Raw genomic sequence first — 16,160 nt, 5'->3', positions numbered from 1 at the left:
CATGAAAAAAGAAGCCATTGTAGACCGCATTGAAGGGAAAGTTGCCGTTCTCCTGACAGACGACGAAGAGGAAATCCATATTCCTGCTGCCTGGTTCGACGATATGCATGAAGGCATGGCCATCGACATGGAATTCACCGAAAATCCTGAAAGGGAAAAGGAATCCATGGAATCCGCCGAAGACCTTCTGGCAGATATCAAGAAAATGAACGGAATTGAATAATCAATAATCATAAAGGGGCTGCAGAGATGTAATCATTACTGCGGCCTCTTTTATTATGGAAATCTTCTCCGATGCCATATTTCATTTGCGGCAGGACGCGCCGCGGCGTAATATAGAGAGAAGCTGAAATACGGCAGGAATGGAAGCAGCCGGGAAGGATGTTTCCTGTTTTTGAAAGGAGTTTCATATGGCACAGACTAAGAGAGAACTCGTAAAGGCAGCTCTTGACTGCAGACCGGCAGACCGCGTGCCGGTAGGTTTCTGGCATCATTTCCTGGCAGATCAGAGACACGCAGACGCACTGGCCGATCCTTCGGCATGGAAGGACAATCTGGCGGGCCATGAATCGTTTTACCAGTCATGGCATCCGGATTTCATGAAAGTCATGACGGATGGATTTTTCCTCTATCCGCACCAGCAGCTTCATGACCTGAAATCGATCAGGGATGCTGCCGGCATCAGACCGCTTGGCAGGGATTCGGAATGGGTCCAGAAGCAGGTAGAGCTCTGCGGCATCCTGACAGAGCGGTACGGGAAAGACGTCATGGTTTTCTACAATCTTTTCGCGCCGACAAGATGCATTGAATTCCAGCAGACAGGAAGCGATGCGAAGACAGTCATCACCCGTTTCATGAAGGAAGATCCGGAAGCCCTGAAGGAAGTCATGGCCGTACTGACGGAAGATATCGCAACACTGGCCCGCGCTGTCATCACAGAAGGCCATGCAGACAGCATCTACCTTTCCGTACAGAATATCCCGCATCCGGACATGACGAAGGAAAAGTACCGCGAATTCATCACGCCTTCCGAGAAGGCGGTCCTCGAAGCGGCCAATGAATCATCTGATTACAACCTTCTTCATATCTGCGGCTACATGGGATGCCACAATGATCTGACATGGTATAAGGACTATCCGTTCAAGGCCGTCAACTGGGCTGTCGCTTTTGAAGGCGTGCCGCTTGAAAAGGGAGAGGAAATCTTTGATCACCGCTGCGTGATCGGAGGATTCGACAACAATCCTGAGGGCGTCCTCTACAGCGGAAGCAGGGAAGAGGTCGAAGCAGAAACGAAGAAGATCCTGGACAAGGCGGGAACGAAGGGCGTCATCTTAGGCGCTGACTGCACCGTCCCCAAGGATATCGACCCCGTGCGCTTTGAATGGGTCAGGGAAGCTGCTGAAAAATACTCGAAATAAGGATATCTTTCTCTTTACATCAGCGTGGTTCCTTAGCGGAATGAAGAACAAAAATGATGGAATAGCATCTGTCTTATAAGAACCGGTTAATTTTCACTTGACAATATCGCCTCATATAGTGTAAAGTATTTAAAGTCAGTTATATGGAGCGATACTCAAGTGGCTGAAGAGGACGGTTTGCTAAATCGTTAGACCGGTTTCCGGTGCGGGAGTTCGAATCTCCCTCGCTCCGCCACAATAAAACGTCAACCGAGGTTGGCGTTTTTTAATTGTAAAAAGTATATAACGATATGATTCGAACTGTATGATTCCTTAGAAATATGTTATAATTTATAGAAGTGAAACGATACCAGAACATCATATTTCGAAGGGGGCCAAGTTATGTCTATTTCATTTATTCTGCGCATGATTTCCTCCGCCGTCAGCGGAAATTCTTCTTCGGCAAAACCAGAGAGCATCAATGGCGAAGTCGAAAGAGCCAGACGCAGAGCTACGAAAAGAATCAACAGAGCTAAGGTGCGCGCTCAGGATGAGCTCGGGGAACTCGACCGCGTCAGGATCACACTGATGTCCGGCGACATGAAGAAATTCACGAACCTGTTCTCCCAGCTCGAGAATGTAGATTTCCATGACTGCGAAAATCTGACCGGACTTGATCATTTCAATAAGGAAAGAAAGAACTGGAAGGAACTGGAAAACCTGTCTGCCAAGGCTATGAGCGTCGTCACTCTGACCGGTGCTATGGACGCTGTAGGCTTCGGCGCAGGCGTCCTCGATACCTTCGCCATCGTTCCGCAGATCAAAGGCCTTGACATTGCAGCCGCTGAAAAGCATGATACGGCAGCCCTTCGTGAAATGGGCATCCGTCTGCAGGCATTCCAGCAGGAAGTGAAGAGACTCTGCACCCGCATGCAGGAAATCCGCCGCGAAGCCCGTCAGGCAGAAGATGCGCTTCTTGACCTCTCCGATTACTTTGAAGACGGTATTGAAGATATCCGCCGCATCCAGTCTACTTCCGGCAATGACTGGAAGAAGTACACACCTGCTCAGAAGATCCTGATCGGCCGTACTGCACAGATTGCCCGCCTGATCCGCGCACTCTCGGAAGTCCGTTTCCTGACAGACGGCGCAGACCTTCGTCCGGAAATCCGCGAGGCTCTGGAAGCATCCGAAGAACTCCTTGATGAACTCGGCGCTTAGTCAGTAATAGGAAAGCAGCGGCAGGACCGCTGCTTTTTCCATGCCATAAAAGGTACTAATTCTTGCCTGTTTATAGTACAATAGCAGAGGTGAAACGGATATCTCTGCCAGAGGAGGATACCTATGAGAAAATTCAGGACTTGCCTGATGACGCTGGGCTTCTGCCTGGCCGTGTGCAGTTTTTCCGAGGCAGCTGCGAGCGACCCTTACTACCTGAACGGGGATAAGAACTATCCCATGATCCAGAATACAGGCGGCATTTACAATGACGGCACCACGGGACTTTTCCTGGATCTGTCCACCGTGACGATCGAGGATGTCTTCGAGGACGGCCTTGCAGCCAGGGTCAAGCTCATGAATCTTGTCTCCAATAAGGAAACAGGGGAGGCATGGGTTCATGTCCGTTTTGACGTAGATGGCAGGGTATGGGCACAGAGAACGGATGGGAAATGGAGCGAAGTTTCCAAAAATTTCGACGATCCTGCTGCGCTTGCCGTCATGTTTGTCCGTGAAGAAATGGGCGACGATGCGAGAAGGAGCGTTCTTACATCACAGATTTCTAAAATCATGGCATCCAAGAAGGAGGCGCTGGGGAAAACAGCACCTTCTGATGATGCAAAGCTTCCTGCCGCTGACGGCGGCGTCAAGCGAAAGGGAGAAGTCGTAAAATCATCTTCCACTGACGTTTCCCAAAAGAATACGCCTGCTGCAGAAGATTCCTCTAAGGGACCTTCAAAGAAGGAAGGCAGTGCTGGAAAGAACGAAAAGCCTTCGGAAAATCCAGATGCAGCAAAGAAACAAGACGATATTTCCGACGTCAAGGTGACCATCACCGAAGCGCCGAAAGTCGAAATCGTCAAGACACCGCCTGTACAGGTGGACATCACACCCGCTCCACCTTCCCCGAATGGGAATTAAGAGAAGGGCGAACGATAATCGATAAGAAAGAGGAGTATCATGGCAAAGAACTACTATGAATTACATGTGGCAGGCTGCACAAGACAGCTTCCAATCCTTCCAGTCAGCGACACATTGTCGATTGCAGGCTTCGTTATCCTCGGGGATACGGAGATCGTTACCAGGGCATCCGAAGAACTAGCTGCCAGGGTTCCGAAAGACACAGATATCATAATGACCGCTGAAACGAAGGGCATTCCCCTTGCAGCTGAACTGGCGCGTGTCCTTGGCATGAAGCGCTACATCGTTGCAAGAAAGTCTGTCAAAGCGTATATGCAGAACCCGATCTGGGTGGAAGATGAATCCATCACGACGAAGGGCAAGCAGCGCCTTTACCTCATGGACACGGATGTGGAAATGCTCCACGGCAAAAACGTCCTCCTTCTTGATGATGTCATCAGCACAGGCGGATCCATGAAAGCCATGAAGGCCCTTGCTGAAAAAGCAGGCGCTCATGTCATTGGCGAAGCTGCCATCCTTGCAGAAGGAAATGCAGCAAAGAGAGACGACATCATTTTCCTTGAAAAACTCCCTCTTTTTGAACACGAATAATTCTTTTAACATCCGGGAAGCGGTGAATCTGCTTCCCGGATGTGATATAATAAACGATACGAATTGTATCTTTTGACTGATTAGGTTCCCATAGGAGGAAACAGATGAAGCATCAGGAAATAGTCATCATTGTTGACTTCGGCGGACAGTATGCCCAGCTCATTGCGCGCCGTGTGCGCGAATGCGGCGTATACTGCGAAATCCTGCCGTACAACAAGCCAGCCAGTGAGATTCTGGTCCCCAACCTGAAAGGGATTATTTTCTCCGGCGGCCCGTCCAGCGTCAATGCGGAAAATGCACCGCAGATTGATCCGGACGTTTTTAAGGCAGGCGTGCCGATTTTAGGCATCTGCTACGGCATGCAGCTCATGGCAAAGACCCTGGGCGGCGAAGTCGTAAAGCCAGAAGCGCATGAATACGGCCATACTGAATTCTTCCGTGACGGCAGCTCCGCACTCTTTGAAGGCGTTTCTGAAAAGACAGCCGTATGGATGAGCCACGGCGACTCCGTTACAGACATGCCTGCAGGCTTTGGCCTGACCGGTCATACAGCCCTGACACCGACCGCAGCTATGGCAGATGAAGCAAGACGCTTCTTCGGCGTACAGTTCCATCCGGAAGTTGTTCATACTCCGGAAGGCACCACCATGCTGAAGAACTTCCTCTTCAAGATCTGCGAATGTGAAGGCGGATGGTCCATGGGCAACTACATCAATATTGCTGTAGAAAGCATCCGTGAAAAAGTAGGAAATCACAACGTCATCTGCGCACTGTCCGGCGGCGTTGATTCCTCCGTTGCCGCTGTCCTTGTCCACAAGGCTATCGGCGATCAGCTGACCTGCGTTTTCGTCGATCACGGTTTCCTCCGTCTTGGCGAAGCTGAACAGGTCGTCGACACCTTCACAAACAAATTCAACATGAAACTCGTCCACATCGATGCATCCAAGCATTTCATGGACCTTCTTGCAGGCGTAACCGAACCTGAAAAGAAGAGAAAGACCATCGGCGCTGAATTCATTCATACCTTCCAGGAAGAAGCCAATAAGCTTGATGACGTGAAATTCCTCGTCCAGGGCACACTCTATCCTGACGTCGTGGAATCCGGCACAGCCACCGCCGCGACCATCAAATCCCACCACAACGTAGGCGGCCTTCCGAAGGACATGAAGTTCGAACTCATCGAACCGCTGCGCGAACTCTTCAAGGATGAAGTCCGCCAGCTCGGCCGCGAACTTGGACTTCCTGAAGAAGTCATCAACCGCCAGCCGTTCCCGGGACCAGGTCTTGCTATCCGCATCATCGGCGAAATCACCCCGGAAAGACTCGACATCCTCCGCAGAGCTGATTTCATCGTCAGAGACGTCATCAAACAGCATGGCCTCTACAATGATATCTGGCAGTCCTTCGCTGTACTGCCGGCAGCTATCCGCTCCGTAGGCGTACAGGGCGACGAAAGAACCTATGACTACACCGTAGGCATCCGCGCTGTAACAAGCTCTGATGGCATGACTGCTGATTACTTCCGCTTCCCGTGGGAAGTCCTCGACGAAATGTCCAGAAGAATCTGCAACGAAGTGGCAGGAGTCAACCGCGTCGTTTACGACGTCACCTCCAAGCCGCCGAGCACCATCGAATGGGAATAATATAATACGTAATAAAAAAGGGGCTGTGACAAAATGTGCAATCATTTTGCCACGGCCCCTTTTGCGTGTAAATTCTCCATTTCGAAATATTTCCGCTATATAAATATATAATGGGTAAAGCTTATCACATAAAAGCAAACAATTATAATAATCATGGATAAGTACTGGGGAAAGTAGTAAAATTAGATATAGAAACAAGCATATATTTAGAAGTACGGGCATCCCGCTTTAAATCTCGACGATGGATCCGCATGATTCTTCGTATTTATATAAAGGGGACTTTATTATGATCGATTTCCTTCGTGGCAGCTACGATATGGACTTCTATCTGGCTGCTATTCCGGTTCAGGTTTTGTTCCTGGTTTATTACATGCGGAAGAGAAAGCTTCCAATGAAAGACACCATGTACTTCACGAACCTGATGTACTTCAATCTGGCAGCAATGATTGCAGGTATTCTTTCGGCAGCCGCGTGTGCGGGATGGGAAACGACTTCGGTTCCGGTCATATATGGCTTGAACGTGGGTTACCATCTCTTCGTTCTTCTGGCGGCTTATAATGGTTTCCGCTATGTGATGGAAACACTTCATGCAGGCGACCGCATCAATCCGAAGTGGATAAGGCTTGCCGCGGTCCCTGTTCTGCCGATGGCGCTTGTGATCTTTGTGTCCCAGTTCTTCGGCTCGATGATCAGTGTCGATCCTGAGACAGGTATCCATCAAGGAAGCTTGTATCCTCTTTTCTATGGATTCCTTATTTTCTATCTGGTGCTCTGCCTTGCTACGGCGCTTGTTTTCCGTACAGAGGACAATGAGGGACAGGTGGAAGGAATCCTCACTGCAGGCGCATTCATCATGGCCGGTATCCTTCTGGAAGGATATTACTGGCAGGAACTGTTTCTGTCCTTCAGCTTCACGATGGGCATCGCAGTCATTTACCTGACGGTCAGAAATCCGGACCTCTTCCTCGACCATAAGACGGAACTTATGACGAGAGAAGCTTTCCGCATGATCATGAGGCAGCTTCTGGAGAAGAACGACTTCGAAGGATTCGGCTTCGTCATTCGTGATTATGATGAATGCCGCATGGCCTACGGCGGTGCATTCGTAGACGGTTTCCTGGGATATTTCGGGAAGTATCTCAGGCAGGAGTTTTCAAAGCAGTACCTCTTCTACATGGGAGGCGGCCGTTTCTTCATCATTTCGACGCTGCCCATGGATCTGGAAGCGGAAGTCAGCAAGGTGCATGAGCGATTCAGAAAGCCCTGGGGAAGGGATGGCAAGATCGCTTACTTCGACATCAACTGCTGCATTCTGGATGATACGCTTGTCTTCAGCAGCGTGGATGAGCTGAAGCAGTGCATCGGCATCGCTTTTGAAACAGCCGATTCTCCGAAGCATGAAGACGTCATCATTGACAAAGGGTACCAGGAACGCGTGAAACGCCGGTTTCATGTACGCGGACTTCTTGAAGAATCTCTTGCGGGAAATTCTCTGGAAGTGTTCCTGCAGCCGCTTGTGGAAGCGTCCTCCGGTCGTGTGGAAGGCGCTGAAGCACTTGTGCGCATGAAAGACAAGGACGGGTCCATCGTGGGACCTGCCGAGTTCATCGATATGGCTTCCGCAACGGGTGCGGTCAGCATCCTGGGCGAGCAGGTTTTCGCCAAGGTATGCGAATTCATCCGTGACGGCGGCCTCGAAGCATGCGGCATGAAGTGGGTGCACGTCAATGTGGGCCAGTGCAGTGTCTGCGCCGTTGTCTGGCAGAACGCCTGAATGACATCCGTGAAAACTACGGCGTGCCGGTATCGACAGTCCGCCTCGAACTCACGGAACAGGGCACCTTGAATTCCGCCGGATTCAAGCAGGTGGGCCTTCTGAAAAATATGGGATTTGATCTTGCTCTCGATGATTATGGTACGGGATTTTCGAACGCGTCCCGCATGAAGGACATTCCTTTTGAAGAAATCAAAATCGACATGTCCCTCGTACGCGGCCACTTCGCGCATCCGGATTCATACCTGCCAAACCTGATCCAGAGCATGCACCGCATGGGATTCAAGGTCGTGGCGGAAGGCGTCGAGACGAAGGAGATGGTTGACGGTCTGAAAAGGATGGGCTGTGATTATTTCCAGGGCTTCTATTATTCAAAGCCCGTCAGCATGCAGGATTTCCTGAAGAAGTACAGTCTGAAGGAAGAGAAAAGGGAAGTGTTTACTCCAAGCGAAAGGGCTTACGAAGAGACGGAAAGATATGGAAGTGTATTCGCCGCAACCCTTTCGGATAACAGCAGGTAAGGCCCTTGCGGCGAGGGCATAAAAAGAGGCTGTGAACCGGATCACCGGATTCACAGCCTCTTTTCAATGCATTTTTCAATGGATTACAGTTCATGGATATGGTCGAGCAGGTATCCGCCGGCAGTGCACGCCGGGCAGATGCAGTACTTCGAGCCCTTTTCCTTGGCTTCATCAGCAGCCTTTGCAAGAGCTGCGGCAGTTTCCTTGCCGAAGTACTTCACGCCAGCTTCGGATTTGAAGAAGGGAATGACAGTGTCGATGGACTGGACGCAGTCCTTCAAAGCAGCGGAGAGCTTTTCAGCAGCTTCCTTTTCCTTGCCAGTTCCCTGAGCCTCCAGGTATTCCTGGCAGACTGCTTTTAATCCTGCAAAGCAGCTCGGTGCTTCCATTGTTTCCTTGACCTTCTGAATAATTTCTTCCTTTGCCATTATGCATCATCCTTTCGAAGGCGGTTCAAGCATCATGTGGGATACAGCCTCGGCAGCTTCCGTGCCGTCTTCCTTGATGATCTTGGCCGTCATAATGACGAGCTGTCCCCTGCGCTTTTCTTCATGGCAGCGGATCTCGACCGTCTCTCCGATGAGGATAGGGGAGCGGAAACGGGATTCCATCTTGCCGGTATAAGCGGGGACGCCGCCGGTCAGAAATAAGTAATTGCCCATGACTTCATCCATCAGCGTCATGATGAGCCCGCCGTGCATGCGGTCATTGTAGCTCTGGTGTTCTCTTCTGGGCGTGAAAAAGGAAATGCATCCGTCAGGGATGGCAAAGAAATGAAGGTGCAGCCCGATCGGATTCGCCGATCCGCAGGCGAAGCACATATTGTAAACAGGAGGGCTCACGAGCTCCTTGAGCTTCATGCCCATCCGTTCTTCCTCGGCCTTCAGGAATGCTTTTTCCTTTTCCGAAAGGCCGAGCGTGTTCTCATCGATATCCTTTGTCATCATGACTCCTTTCATTTCCATTTCCTGTTTTCATTATAGTCAGAGTGAAAATGGATTCCAAGTACGCAAAAATATGATACATGGTATGCTTCTATATACCATGGGCCCTGAAAAAAATCCGGCACTGCGAAAGCGGCCGGACTTTTGAATGCATGTCTTACAGCGTGTCGAGCAGTTTGTAGCCCTTGCCGCGAAGGAATGTCTCCGTTTCGGAATCATTCGTATTGAAGACAGCGATCGGCGTGCCGGTCTGGCGGTCAAAGGAAATGTAGAGATAGCGGATCATGACATTGGCATCATTGAGATCGGCGAGGATGTGATTCAATGTGCCAGGCTTGTCCGATGCCATGTCGACGGCAATGATGCAGTCGAGGCGGCACTGGTATCCTGCGTCCTTCAGCGCTTTCTCTGATTTTTCAGCGTCGTCCGTGATGAGGCGTACGATACCGAATTCGGCGCTGTCGGTTGCCAACATCGTGTAAATGTTGATATTGTTCTTTTCCAGAATGGCTGTGATCTTGCTCAGCGCGCCTTTCTGGTTGGCAGTGAAGATGGAGATCTGCTGCAGCATAGAAATTCCCCCTTTGAAAGAGCCCGTCGGTTCCTTTTTTGAAAAAAAGTACGGCGGAATGCGGATTGCCTCCTGATTGATAATTGTATTGTATCATAGAAAAGGAAAAGCGGTACGAAAAGATACGATTTATTGATAAGGCAGCTCTGTTGAAATGATTTTTCAGAATTCGAAAGAAATCTATTGACATTTCATTTGGCAAGGGTATAATATCAACAATAACGACAGAACGAATGGCAAGGATCGGGATAAGCATTCTGATAATATGCTCCAGAGAACCGGCGGATGGTGAAAGCCGGTGCAGACATCACAATGCGAGCTCACCCGGGAGTTCTCGAAAGTGAACAGATTAGCTTTCGACGCGGCCGGCGTTACAGGCATATGAAAAGCGATGAATGGGACAAAGTAAATTGTGGTCCATGCCTCAGAGAGCCGGTGTATGGTGCAAACCGGTGCATTCCAGGATTTAATATCACCCGTGAGCTCCTTTGCCGAAATAAGTAGATGAAGGCGTCTGTCCACGTTACGGATGAAAACACTTGAGTATAATGTAGGGTGGTACCGCGAATCCTTTCGCCCCTGTTGCAATGACGCCAGATTGCAGCAGGGGCTTTTTTGTACCATTCGTTCTGTTAAGAGAAGAAGGCTTGCCTTCTATTTGAGAAAGGGGATAGAGATCGTGTTCTTTCAACAGCTTGTCAACGGGTTAACGCTGGGAAGCGCCTATGCGGTCATTGCCATCGGCTATACGCTGGTATTCGGCGTACTCAATATCGTCAACATGGCACATGGCGGCATCTTCATGATGGGCGCTTACATCGGACTGCTTCTTGTCACAGAAGCAGGATTTGGAATTTTTCCTGCACTTATCGGTGCTATGATCGGCGGAGCCGTACTGGGCTACGGACTGGAAATCTTTGCTCTCCGTCCTCTCCGCCGCCGCAAGGTCACCCATCTTGCGCCTTTAATCAGTACAATCGGCGTATCCACGTTCCTTGAAAGCGTGGCGCTCATGGTCTGGGGTCCGCAGACGCGGTCTTTCCCGGCCACATTCGACAACAGCCTGATGGATATGGGCCTCTTCAAGATTTCAGGCATCCAGATCATCAGCCTCGGCACGGCCGTTGTCCTGATGGTTCTCCTGACACTGCTACTTGACCGTACAAAAGTCGGCAAAGCAGTCAGAGCGACTTCTGAAAACGCTGAAACAGCAGGCCTGCTTGGCATAAACACAGGCCGCATCATCACCTTCACCGTCATGCTGGCATCCGCACTGGGCGCAGCCGCTGGCGTGCTGATCGGACTTTCCTTCAACGCCATCGAACCGACAATGGGCACGGCTATGGGCCTCAAGGGCCTGGCAGTCCTCATCATGGGCGGTCTCGGCAACGTAGAAGGCGCAATGGCCGGCGGTTTCATTCTGGGCATTGCAGAAGTATTCACCGTCGCATACGGCGCATCCTCCTACAGGGACGCTGTCGCATTCGGCATGATCATCCTGATTCTGTTCCTTCGTCCTGAAGGGTTATTCTCCAAAGCGGGGAAAGGAGGCAGACCGTAATGGAAGAGTTATTGAACGGGTATTTCCTGCAGGTCTTCACTTTCGTCTGCATCAACATTATACTTGCATTGACGATTTACATGACCCTCTGCACAGGCATTCTTTCCCTGGGCAATGCAGGTCTCATGAGCTTCGGCGCTTACACTTCAGCCATCCTGACGGCTGATTACGGTTTCCCGATGCCTCTTGGCATCTTCTGCGGCGGCCTCATGGCAGCTTTCGTAGCCATGATCATCGGCCTTCCGACCATCCGCCTGCGCGGCTTGTACCTGGCCATCGCGACACTGGGCTTTGGCGAAGTCGTCCGCGTTATCGCATTAAACCTGACCATCACGCACGGCGCGCTTGGTTTCTCCGGCATTCCGTCCATGGCATCCACGCTTTCTGACTATGCCAGCGACTGGGGCCTTCTCGATGCTCTGGAAATGGACTCCCAGACAGGCGGCCAGTTCCTGATGTGCATCGTCCTTCTCCTCATCGTCATCGCCATCGTCACCTTCTGGTACAGACTGGAACACTCCCGCGTGGGCCGCGCGATGGCAGCTGTCAAAGCGGATGAATACGCAGCATCCCTGACAGGCATCAATGTCGTTTACTACAAAATGATGGCATTCCTCTTCAGTGCATTCTTCGCAGGCGTAGCCGGCGCACTCTATGCACATGCCACATTCTTCATCACACCGACCGATTTCGACTGGCACAAAGTCGTCGACATCCTTCTTTACACCGTATTCGGCGGCAGCAACGTTCTCTGGGGCTCTGTCCTGGGCGCTGCCATCCTTACCATCGTTCCGGAATCCCTCCGTGCTCTTTCTGAATACAGAGACATGATCTACGGCATCATGCTCGTCGTCCTGATGGGCTTCCGCCCGGACGGCATCCTGTCCTATGATGCTATGAAATGGATTTCCTCTAAATTTTCCAGAAAAGCAAAACCAGTCAAAGTGGAAGGAGGAGATGACTAATGCTGCTCGAAATGAAAGATGTCGTTAAACAGTTCGGCGGCCTGACAGCCGTTTCCAATATGTCCTTCCATGTCGATGAAGGAGAAATCTATGGCGTCATCGGACCAAACGGCGCCGGCAAGACCACCATTTTCAACCTGATCACAGGCGTCTACCAGGTCACCGAAGGCGACGTCATCTTCAACGGCCAGTCCATTGAAGGGAAGAAGCCTTACCAGATCATCAACCTGGGCATTGCCCGTACATTCCAGAACATCCGCCTTTTCACCGGTATGACCGTACTGGAAAATATCCTGGTCGGTGTCCATGACCGCATGAAATCCGGCCTCCTGGCCAGCATCATCCATACCGCTTCCCAGCAGAAGGAAGAAAAAGAAGCCTGCGAAGAAGCAATGAAACTCCTTGCTTTTGTCGGCCTGGATAAAGATGCGGACCGCCTGGCTACCGAGCTTCCATACGGCAAGCAGAGAAAGCTGGAAATCGCCCGCGCCATGGCAACAAAGCCGAAACTCATCCTCCTCGATGAACCGGCAGCCGGCATGAACGACAGCGAAACAGCTGCCCTGACAGAACTGATCAGAAATATCCGCGAAAAGTTCGGCATCACGATCGTCCTGATCGAACACGACATGCAGCTCGTCATGAGCCTGTGCGACCGCGTCATGGTCGTCAACTTCGGCAAGAAACTCGCTGAAGGCGTGCCGGATGAAGTGCAGAACAATCCGCAGGTTATTGAAGCATACCTCGGGAAGGAGGATGACAACTGATGCTGCTTGAACTGAAAAACATTGAATCTTCCTACGGGAACATTAAAGCGCTGAAAGGCGTCAACCTCTCCGTACCGGAAGGAAAAATCGTCACACTCATCGGTGCCAACGGCGCCGGCAAGTCCACGACCATGAAAACGATCATGGGCGTCATGAAGCCAGTCGCAGGCGACGTCCTCTTCAAAGGCGAATCTATCGTCGGCAAGAAGCCCTTCGAAATCGTCAGAGGCGGCGTCGTGCTCGTACCGGAAGGACGCCAGATCCTCCAGAACATGTCCGTCCGTGAAAATCTGGAGCTCGGCGCTTTCCAGAGAAAAGACAAAGCGGGAATCAGCGAAGACCTCTCTAAGGTATTCGAACGCTTCCCCAGACTTTTTGAAAGACAAAACCAGTTCGGAGGCACACTCTCCGGCGGCGAACAGCAGATGCTCGCCATCGGCCGCGCCATGATGGCCAGACCGGAAGTCATGCTTCTTGATGAACCCTCCATGGGCCTTGCGCCTTTGGTCGTACAGCAGATCTTTGATGTAATCAAAGACATTAACAAAATGGGTACTACTGTTCTTTTGGTTGAGCAGAACGCCCGCAAAGCGCTCCAGATTGCCGATTACGCTTACGTCATGGAGACGGGCAAAATCGTCATGGAGGGGCCTGCGCAGGAAGTGGCTAGCAACCCGGATGTCATGGCGGCCTATCTGGGCGGAAAGAAAAAACAGTAGCCATATATCAACCCTCACAGGTTGCAACACGATCCAGAGGAAGGGAGCGGAGAAATCCGCTCCTTTTCTCATGCGATGACTCTGTATGGCGGTGATACAATAATAAAAACCGATAACGATTGAAAGGATGAAATCATGAAAAAACATATCATCGTCATTACAACCGGCGGCACCATTGCCATGAAAAAAGACCCGGAAACCGGCGGCCTCGTTCCTGCTGTATCTGGAGAAGATCTGGCAGCTGCCGTTCCCGGACTTTCTGACTGGGCAGACGTTTCCGTCGTCGAATTCTCCAACGTGCCGAGCGGCTGGATGAGCGCAGAGAAAATGTTCGACCTCTCTCATCTGATCGACAAACTATCTGAAGAGGGGAAAGCAGACGGCTTCGTCGTCACCCATGGGACCGATACCCTGGAAGAAACCGCATTCTTCCTCGACATGTCCCTGAAAACAGAAAAACCAGTCTGCGTCACAGGCGCCATGAGAGGAGCTTCCGAACTCTCTGCTGACGGCCCGGAAAATATCCTCTCCGCCGTCCGCACTGCTGCTGACGACATGTCCAAAGGCATGGGCGTCCTCGTCTGCCTGCAGGACCGCATTTACGCAGCCAAAGACGTCACAAAATCCCATACGACCAATCCGGACACCTTCCGCGATCTGAACTACGGACCCCTTGGTGCTGTCTATGGCAAGGAAATCATTTATGAAAGAAGACCTATGCCCCATGCAAGACTTCATCCGGAAACCATCGAACCAAACGTCTGGCTCATCTCCGCATGGTCCGGTATGGATGGAGAAATCGTCAAATGCGCAGGAAAAGCAGGCGTCAAAGGTGTCGTCATAGACGGCCTGGGCTGCGGCAACGTACCGCCCCTCTGCAGAAAAGAAATCCTTGCCCTCCGCAAGCAGGGCATCCCCGTAGTCCTCACCACCCGCGTCCCCTCTGGAAGCGTCATGCAGGAATACAGCTACGAAGGAAGCGCCCTCTCCATGAAAGAAAGCGGCATCATCCTGGGCGGAGACCTCTCCGGCTGGAAAGCCCGCCTTCTCCTCGTCCTTGCCCTTGGTGAAACAAACGAAAACGAAAGACTTCAGGAAATTTTTGAAAAAATGTAAATTTTCCGTTGACACATGCTGCTTTGATGTGTATAATGATTAAGTCAGTTGTTACTGACGAGCCCAAAAAGCCGAAAACCACGGCTCATACAGGCTGGCCGAAAGGTCAGGGAAAAGCAGCATGGAGAGGTGTCCGAGCGGTTTAAGGTGCATGATTGGAAATCATGTTGACGGCGAATACCGTCACGGGGGTTCGAATCCCCCTCTCTCCGCCAAATGAGGATCTGTCTGAGGACAGGTCCTTTTTCCTTGCCATTTTTTAATGTCTCAGTAGAAGCAATCATTTCCCTTTCACTGGAACAAGAGTAAAATAAAGATAAAGATAGAATATGCACGTATTGATGATCTTGCTGTTGATACTGATATGTTAAATGATATCTGTGAAAGGAGAGGTAAAAATGGAACTAAGCCTGAAGGAAGCCATAAAGATAGTTAATGATTATGCGGGGGCGACAGGTTAAGCAGTATGATGAAGCTGAAGATCTATTTATATTTTCTCCCTATCCTCCTAACTACGCTCATTATGGAGGGCCTACTTTCGTAGTTTACAAAAAGGACGGGAAGCCTGACTACTATGCTGGTAGTTGGTATGATCCATTCCCTTATGATTTAAAACCTGTTCCCCCGAACTGGGACGATGATTAAGGCCCGTTAAGGATTCAACTTAATAAAAATATAGAGGGGCTGTGACAAAATCCGTTAAAACCCTACTTCTTCCTTTTCTCGAGCGAAGCGAGGTTTAAGGGTGTTAACCTTGCTCCGAAGGAGAAGGTCCCGGCGAAGCCGGGGAATACAGTAGTTCTCGAGCAAAGCGAGGTTTTGAGGTTTTCATATAGAACCAATAAATACATTTGTTAGATAATCCTTTAATGGAATATTGCAATAGAAAAAGGAGCTGCAACAAAATGATTACACATTTTGTCACAGCCCCTTTTATTATGTCTTTTCTTTTGATTTCATAGAGAATAAAATGAAGGTAGAGGCAAAAACAGTTACAGTTACAATGCATTAATTATCACAGAATTTCTAAAACACATCAGTACAAAAAAGACAAATATGTACATGATTATATATGATGAGTCCCGGTAACCTGATTAGAAGAATCCAAAGGGATTTAACCGATAGAGAAAGGAGAACAGTGATATATTATGAAAAAGGATGAGCTAAAAGAAAGAATCAAGTCTCTTATTTCTGAGGTAACGTTCACCTATAACGGGGAAAGATATGGAGTTGACCCGTTTTCTGCCCATGATTTTGATGTGTGGCATGGAGATAAATACGAAAAAATGACAGATATTGATCAGGTTATGAATACGCCTTTCTTTAACGGGAAAACATTGGGCGAAATTGCACCTATTATTGAACTCGACCAAGATTAAACATAGAGGGAATTGCCACTATGAAAATCTATTGTTACAAAAGAGCACTCTGGTATTAGTCAGGCGCTGTGTA

The 16,160-nt window shown here is 50.1% G+C and carries 17 protein-coding genes, 2 tRNA genes and 1 other annotated feature; of the genes, 16 read left to right on the top strand and 3 right to left on the bottom strand.

The genetic code is table 11. The annotated features are described in order from the left end of the window. The first annotated feature begins 1 nt into the window (after position 1). From M3200_RS05760 to M3200_RS05720, 9 genes are all read left to right on the top strand, one after another. Complete coding sequence (locus M3200_RS05760; protein WP_022382595.1) at positions 2-223, top strand: DUF3006 domain-containing protein; 222 nt, start codon at positions 2-4, stop codon at positions 221-223. A 187-nt stretch (positions 224-410) separates the two neighbouring features. Continuing rightward, positions 411-1,418, top strand: coding sequence for a uroporphyrinogen decarboxylase family protein (locus tag M3200_RS05755; RefSeq protein WP_022382594.1), 1,008 nt, complete (start codon positions 411-413; stop codon positions 1,416-1,418). A 145-nt stretch (positions 1,419-1,563) separates the two neighbouring features. After that, positions 1,564-1,653, top strand: a tRNA-Ser gene (locus M3200_RS05750). Between the two features lie 146 nt (positions 1,654-1,799). Continuing rightward, positions 1,800-2,618, top strand: a complete 819-nt coding sequence (locus tag M3200_RS05745) for a hypothetical protein (protein WP_022382593.1) — start codon at positions 1,800-1,802, stop codon at positions 2,616-2,618. 123 nt (positions 2,619-2,741) lie between these two features. Next, positions 2,742-3,536, top strand: coding sequence for a hypothetical protein (locus M3200_RS05740; protein ID WP_022382592.1), 795 nt, complete (start codon positions 2,742-2,744; stop codon positions 3,534-3,536). Positions 3,537-3,575: 39 nt separating this feature from the next. Next, positions 3,576-4,127 (top strand): phosphoribosyltransferase family protein, encoded by a 552-nt coding sequence (locus M3200_RS05735; RefSeq protein ID WP_022382591.1) that lies wholly within the window; start codon positions 3,576-3,578, stop codon positions 4,125-4,127. 104 nt (positions 4,128-4,231) lie between these two features. Then, positions 4,232-5,770 carry a glutamine-hydrolyzing GMP synthase gene (guaA, locus tag M3200_RS05730; protein WP_022382590.1) on the top strand — a complete coding sequence of 513 codons (1,539 nt, stop codon included), beginning with the start codon at positions 4,232-4,234 and terminating at the stop codon, positions 5,768-5,770. 286 nt (positions 5,771-6,056) lie between these two features. Next, the gene (locus M3200_RS05725; protein WP_022382589.1) at positions 6,057-7,544 is read left to right on the top strand and encodes an EAL domain-containing protein; all 1,488 of its coding nucleotides are present in this window, start codon (positions 6,057-6,059) and stop codon (positions 7,542-7,544) included. Then, positions 7,508-8,065: an EAL domain-containing protein gene (locus M3200_RS05720; RefSeq protein ID WP_022382588.1), complete on the top strand. Its 558-nt coding sequence runs from the start codon at positions 7,508-7,510 to the stop codon at positions 8,063-8,065. The genes M3200_RS05725 and M3200_RS05720 overlap by 37 nt, the downstream gene beginning before the upstream one ends. Positions 8,066-8,148: 83 nt before the next feature. Here M3200_RS05720 and M3200_RS05715 read toward each other — a convergent pair whose 3' ends face one another. The 3 genes from M3200_RS05715 to M3200_RS05705 all read right to left on the bottom strand — a co-directional run bounded on the left by M3200_RS05715 (position 8,149) and on the right by M3200_RS05705 (position 9,580). After that, positions 8,149-8,493 carry a hypothetical protein gene (locus tag M3200_RS05715; RefSeq protein WP_022382587.1) on the bottom strand — a complete coding sequence of 115 codons (345 nt, stop codon included), beginning with the start codon at positions 8,491-8,493 and terminating at the stop codon, positions 8,149-8,151. Positions 8,494-8,499: 6 nt separating this feature from the next. Then, complete coding sequence (locus tag M3200_RS05710) at positions 8,500-9,024, bottom strand: PaaI family thioesterase (protein ID WP_232518025.1); 525 nt, start codon at positions 9,022-9,024, stop codon at positions 8,500-8,502. Positions 9,025-9,166: 142 nt separating this feature from the next. Continuing rightward, positions 9,167-9,580 carry an ACT domain-containing protein gene (locus M3200_RS05705; protein WP_022382585.1) on the bottom strand — a complete coding sequence of 138 codons (414 nt, stop codon included), beginning with the start codon at positions 9,578-9,580 and terminating at the stop codon, positions 9,167-9,169. Between the two features lie 382 nt (positions 9,581-9,962). Further along, positions 9,963-10,164: a binding site (T-box leader), on the top strand. Between the two features lie 95 nt (positions 10,165-10,259). Here M3200_RS05705 and M3200_RS05700 point away from each other — a divergent pair. From M3200_RS05700 to M3200_RS05670, 7 genes are all read left to right on the top strand, one after another. Beyond that, entirely contained in the window at positions 10,260-11,141 is an 882-nt protein-coding gene (locus M3200_RS05700; protein WP_108850773.1) for a branched-chain amino acid ABC transporter permease, read from the top strand. After that, positions 11,141-12,106 carry a branched-chain amino acid ABC transporter permease gene (locus M3200_RS05695; RefSeq protein ID WP_022382583.1) on the top strand — a complete coding sequence of 322 codons (966 nt, stop codon included), beginning with the start codon at positions 11,141-11,143 and terminating at the stop codon, positions 12,104-12,106. Before M3200_RS05700 ends, M3200_RS05695 begins: the two co-directional genes overlap by 1 nt. Beyond that, positions 12,106-12,873 carry an ABC transporter ATP-binding protein gene (locus tag M3200_RS05690; protein ID WP_022382582.1) on the top strand — a complete coding sequence of 256 codons (768 nt, stop codon included), beginning with the start codon at positions 12,106-12,108 and terminating at the stop codon, positions 12,871-12,873. Before M3200_RS05695 ends, M3200_RS05690 begins: the two co-directional genes overlap by 1 nt. 2 nt (positions 12,874-12,875) lie before the next feature. Then, the gene (locus M3200_RS05685) at positions 12,876-13,592 is read left to right on the top strand and encodes an ABC transporter ATP-binding protein (protein WP_108850979.1); all 717 of its coding nucleotides are present in this window, start codon (positions 12,876-12,878) and stop codon (positions 13,590-13,592) included. Between the two features lie 135 nt (positions 13,593-13,727). Next, complete coding sequence (locus M3200_RS05680) at positions 13,728-14,708, top strand: asparaginase (protein WP_022382580.1); 981 nt, start codon at positions 13,728-13,730, stop codon at positions 14,706-14,708. Between the two features lie 123 nt (positions 14,709-14,831). Beyond that, positions 14,832-14,923: transfer RNA gene (locus M3200_RS05675), tRNA-Ser, on the top strand. Positions 14,924-15,856: 933 nt separating this feature from the next. Then, positions 15,857-16,087: a hypothetical protein gene (locus M3200_RS05670; protein WP_022382579.1), complete on the top strand. Its 231-nt coding sequence runs from the start codon at positions 15,857-15,859 to the stop codon at positions 16,085-16,087. The last annotated feature ends 73 nt before the right edge of the window (positions 16,088-16,160 follow it).

Origin of the sequence: Dialister sp. CAG:357 (genome assembly GCF_000435155.1) — a bacterium.
GTDB classification, from domain to species: Bacteria; Bacillota; Negativicutes; order Veillonellales; family Dialisteraceae; genus Dialister; species Dialister hominis.
This window is presented reverse-complemented; position numbering and strand designations above follow the sequence as displayed.

Bases quoted from the DNA above. Each gene is read 5' to 3' on its own strand.
- M3200_RS05680 (WP_022382580.1), top strand. From the start codon at position 13,728: ATGAAAAAACATATCATCGTCATTACAACCGGCGGCACCATTGCCATG.
- M3200_RS05755 (WP_022382594.1), top strand. From the start codon at position 411: ATGGCACAGACTAAGAGAGAACTCGTAAAGGCAGCTCTTGACTGCAGA.
- M3200_RS05670 (WP_022382579.1), top strand. From the start codon at position 15,857: ATGAAAAAGGATGAGCTAAAAGAAAGAATCAAGTCTCTTATTTCTGAG.
- M3200_RS05745 (WP_022382593.1), top strand. From the start codon at position 1,800: ATGTCTATTTCATTTATTCTGCGCATGATTTCCTCCGCCGTCAGCGGA.
- M3200_RS05725 (WP_022382589.1), top strand. From the start codon at position 6,057: ATGATCGATTTCCTTCGTGGCAGCTACGATATGGACTTCTATCTGGCT.
- M3200_RS05735 (WP_022382591.1), top strand. From the start codon at position 3,576: ATGGCAAAGAACTACTATGAATTACATGTGGCAGGCTGCACAAGACAG.
- guaA (WP_022382590.1), top strand. From the start codon at position 4,232: ATGAAGCATCAGGAAATAGTCATCATTGTTGACTTCGGCGGACAGTAT.
- M3200_RS05695 (WP_022382583.1), top strand. From the start codon at position 11,141: ATGGAAGAGTTATTGAACGGGTATTTCCTGCAGGTCTTCACTTTCGTC.
- M3200_RS05715 (WP_022382587.1), bottom strand. From the start codon at position 8,493: ATGGCAAAGGAAGAAATTATTCAGAAGGTCAAGGAAACAATGGAAGCA.
- M3200_RS05710 (WP_232518025.1), bottom strand. From the start codon at position 9,024: ATGAAAGGAGTCATGATGACAAAGGATATCGATGAGAACACGCTCGGC.
- M3200_RS05705 (WP_022382585.1), bottom strand. From the start codon at position 9,580: ATGCTGCAGCAGATCTCCATCTTCACTGCCAACCAGAAAGGCGCGCTG.
- M3200_RS05760 (WP_022382595.1), top strand. From the start codon at position 2: ATGAAAAAAGAAGCCATTGTAGACCGCATTGAAGGGAAAGTTGCCGTT.
- M3200_RS05740 (WP_022382592.1), top strand. From the start codon at position 2,742: ATGAGAAAATTCAGGACTTGCCTGATGACGCTGGGCTTCTGCCTGGCC.
- M3200_RS05690 (WP_022382582.1), top strand. From the start codon at position 12,106: ATGCTGCTCGAAATGAAAGATGTCGTTAAACAGTTCGGCGGCCTGACA.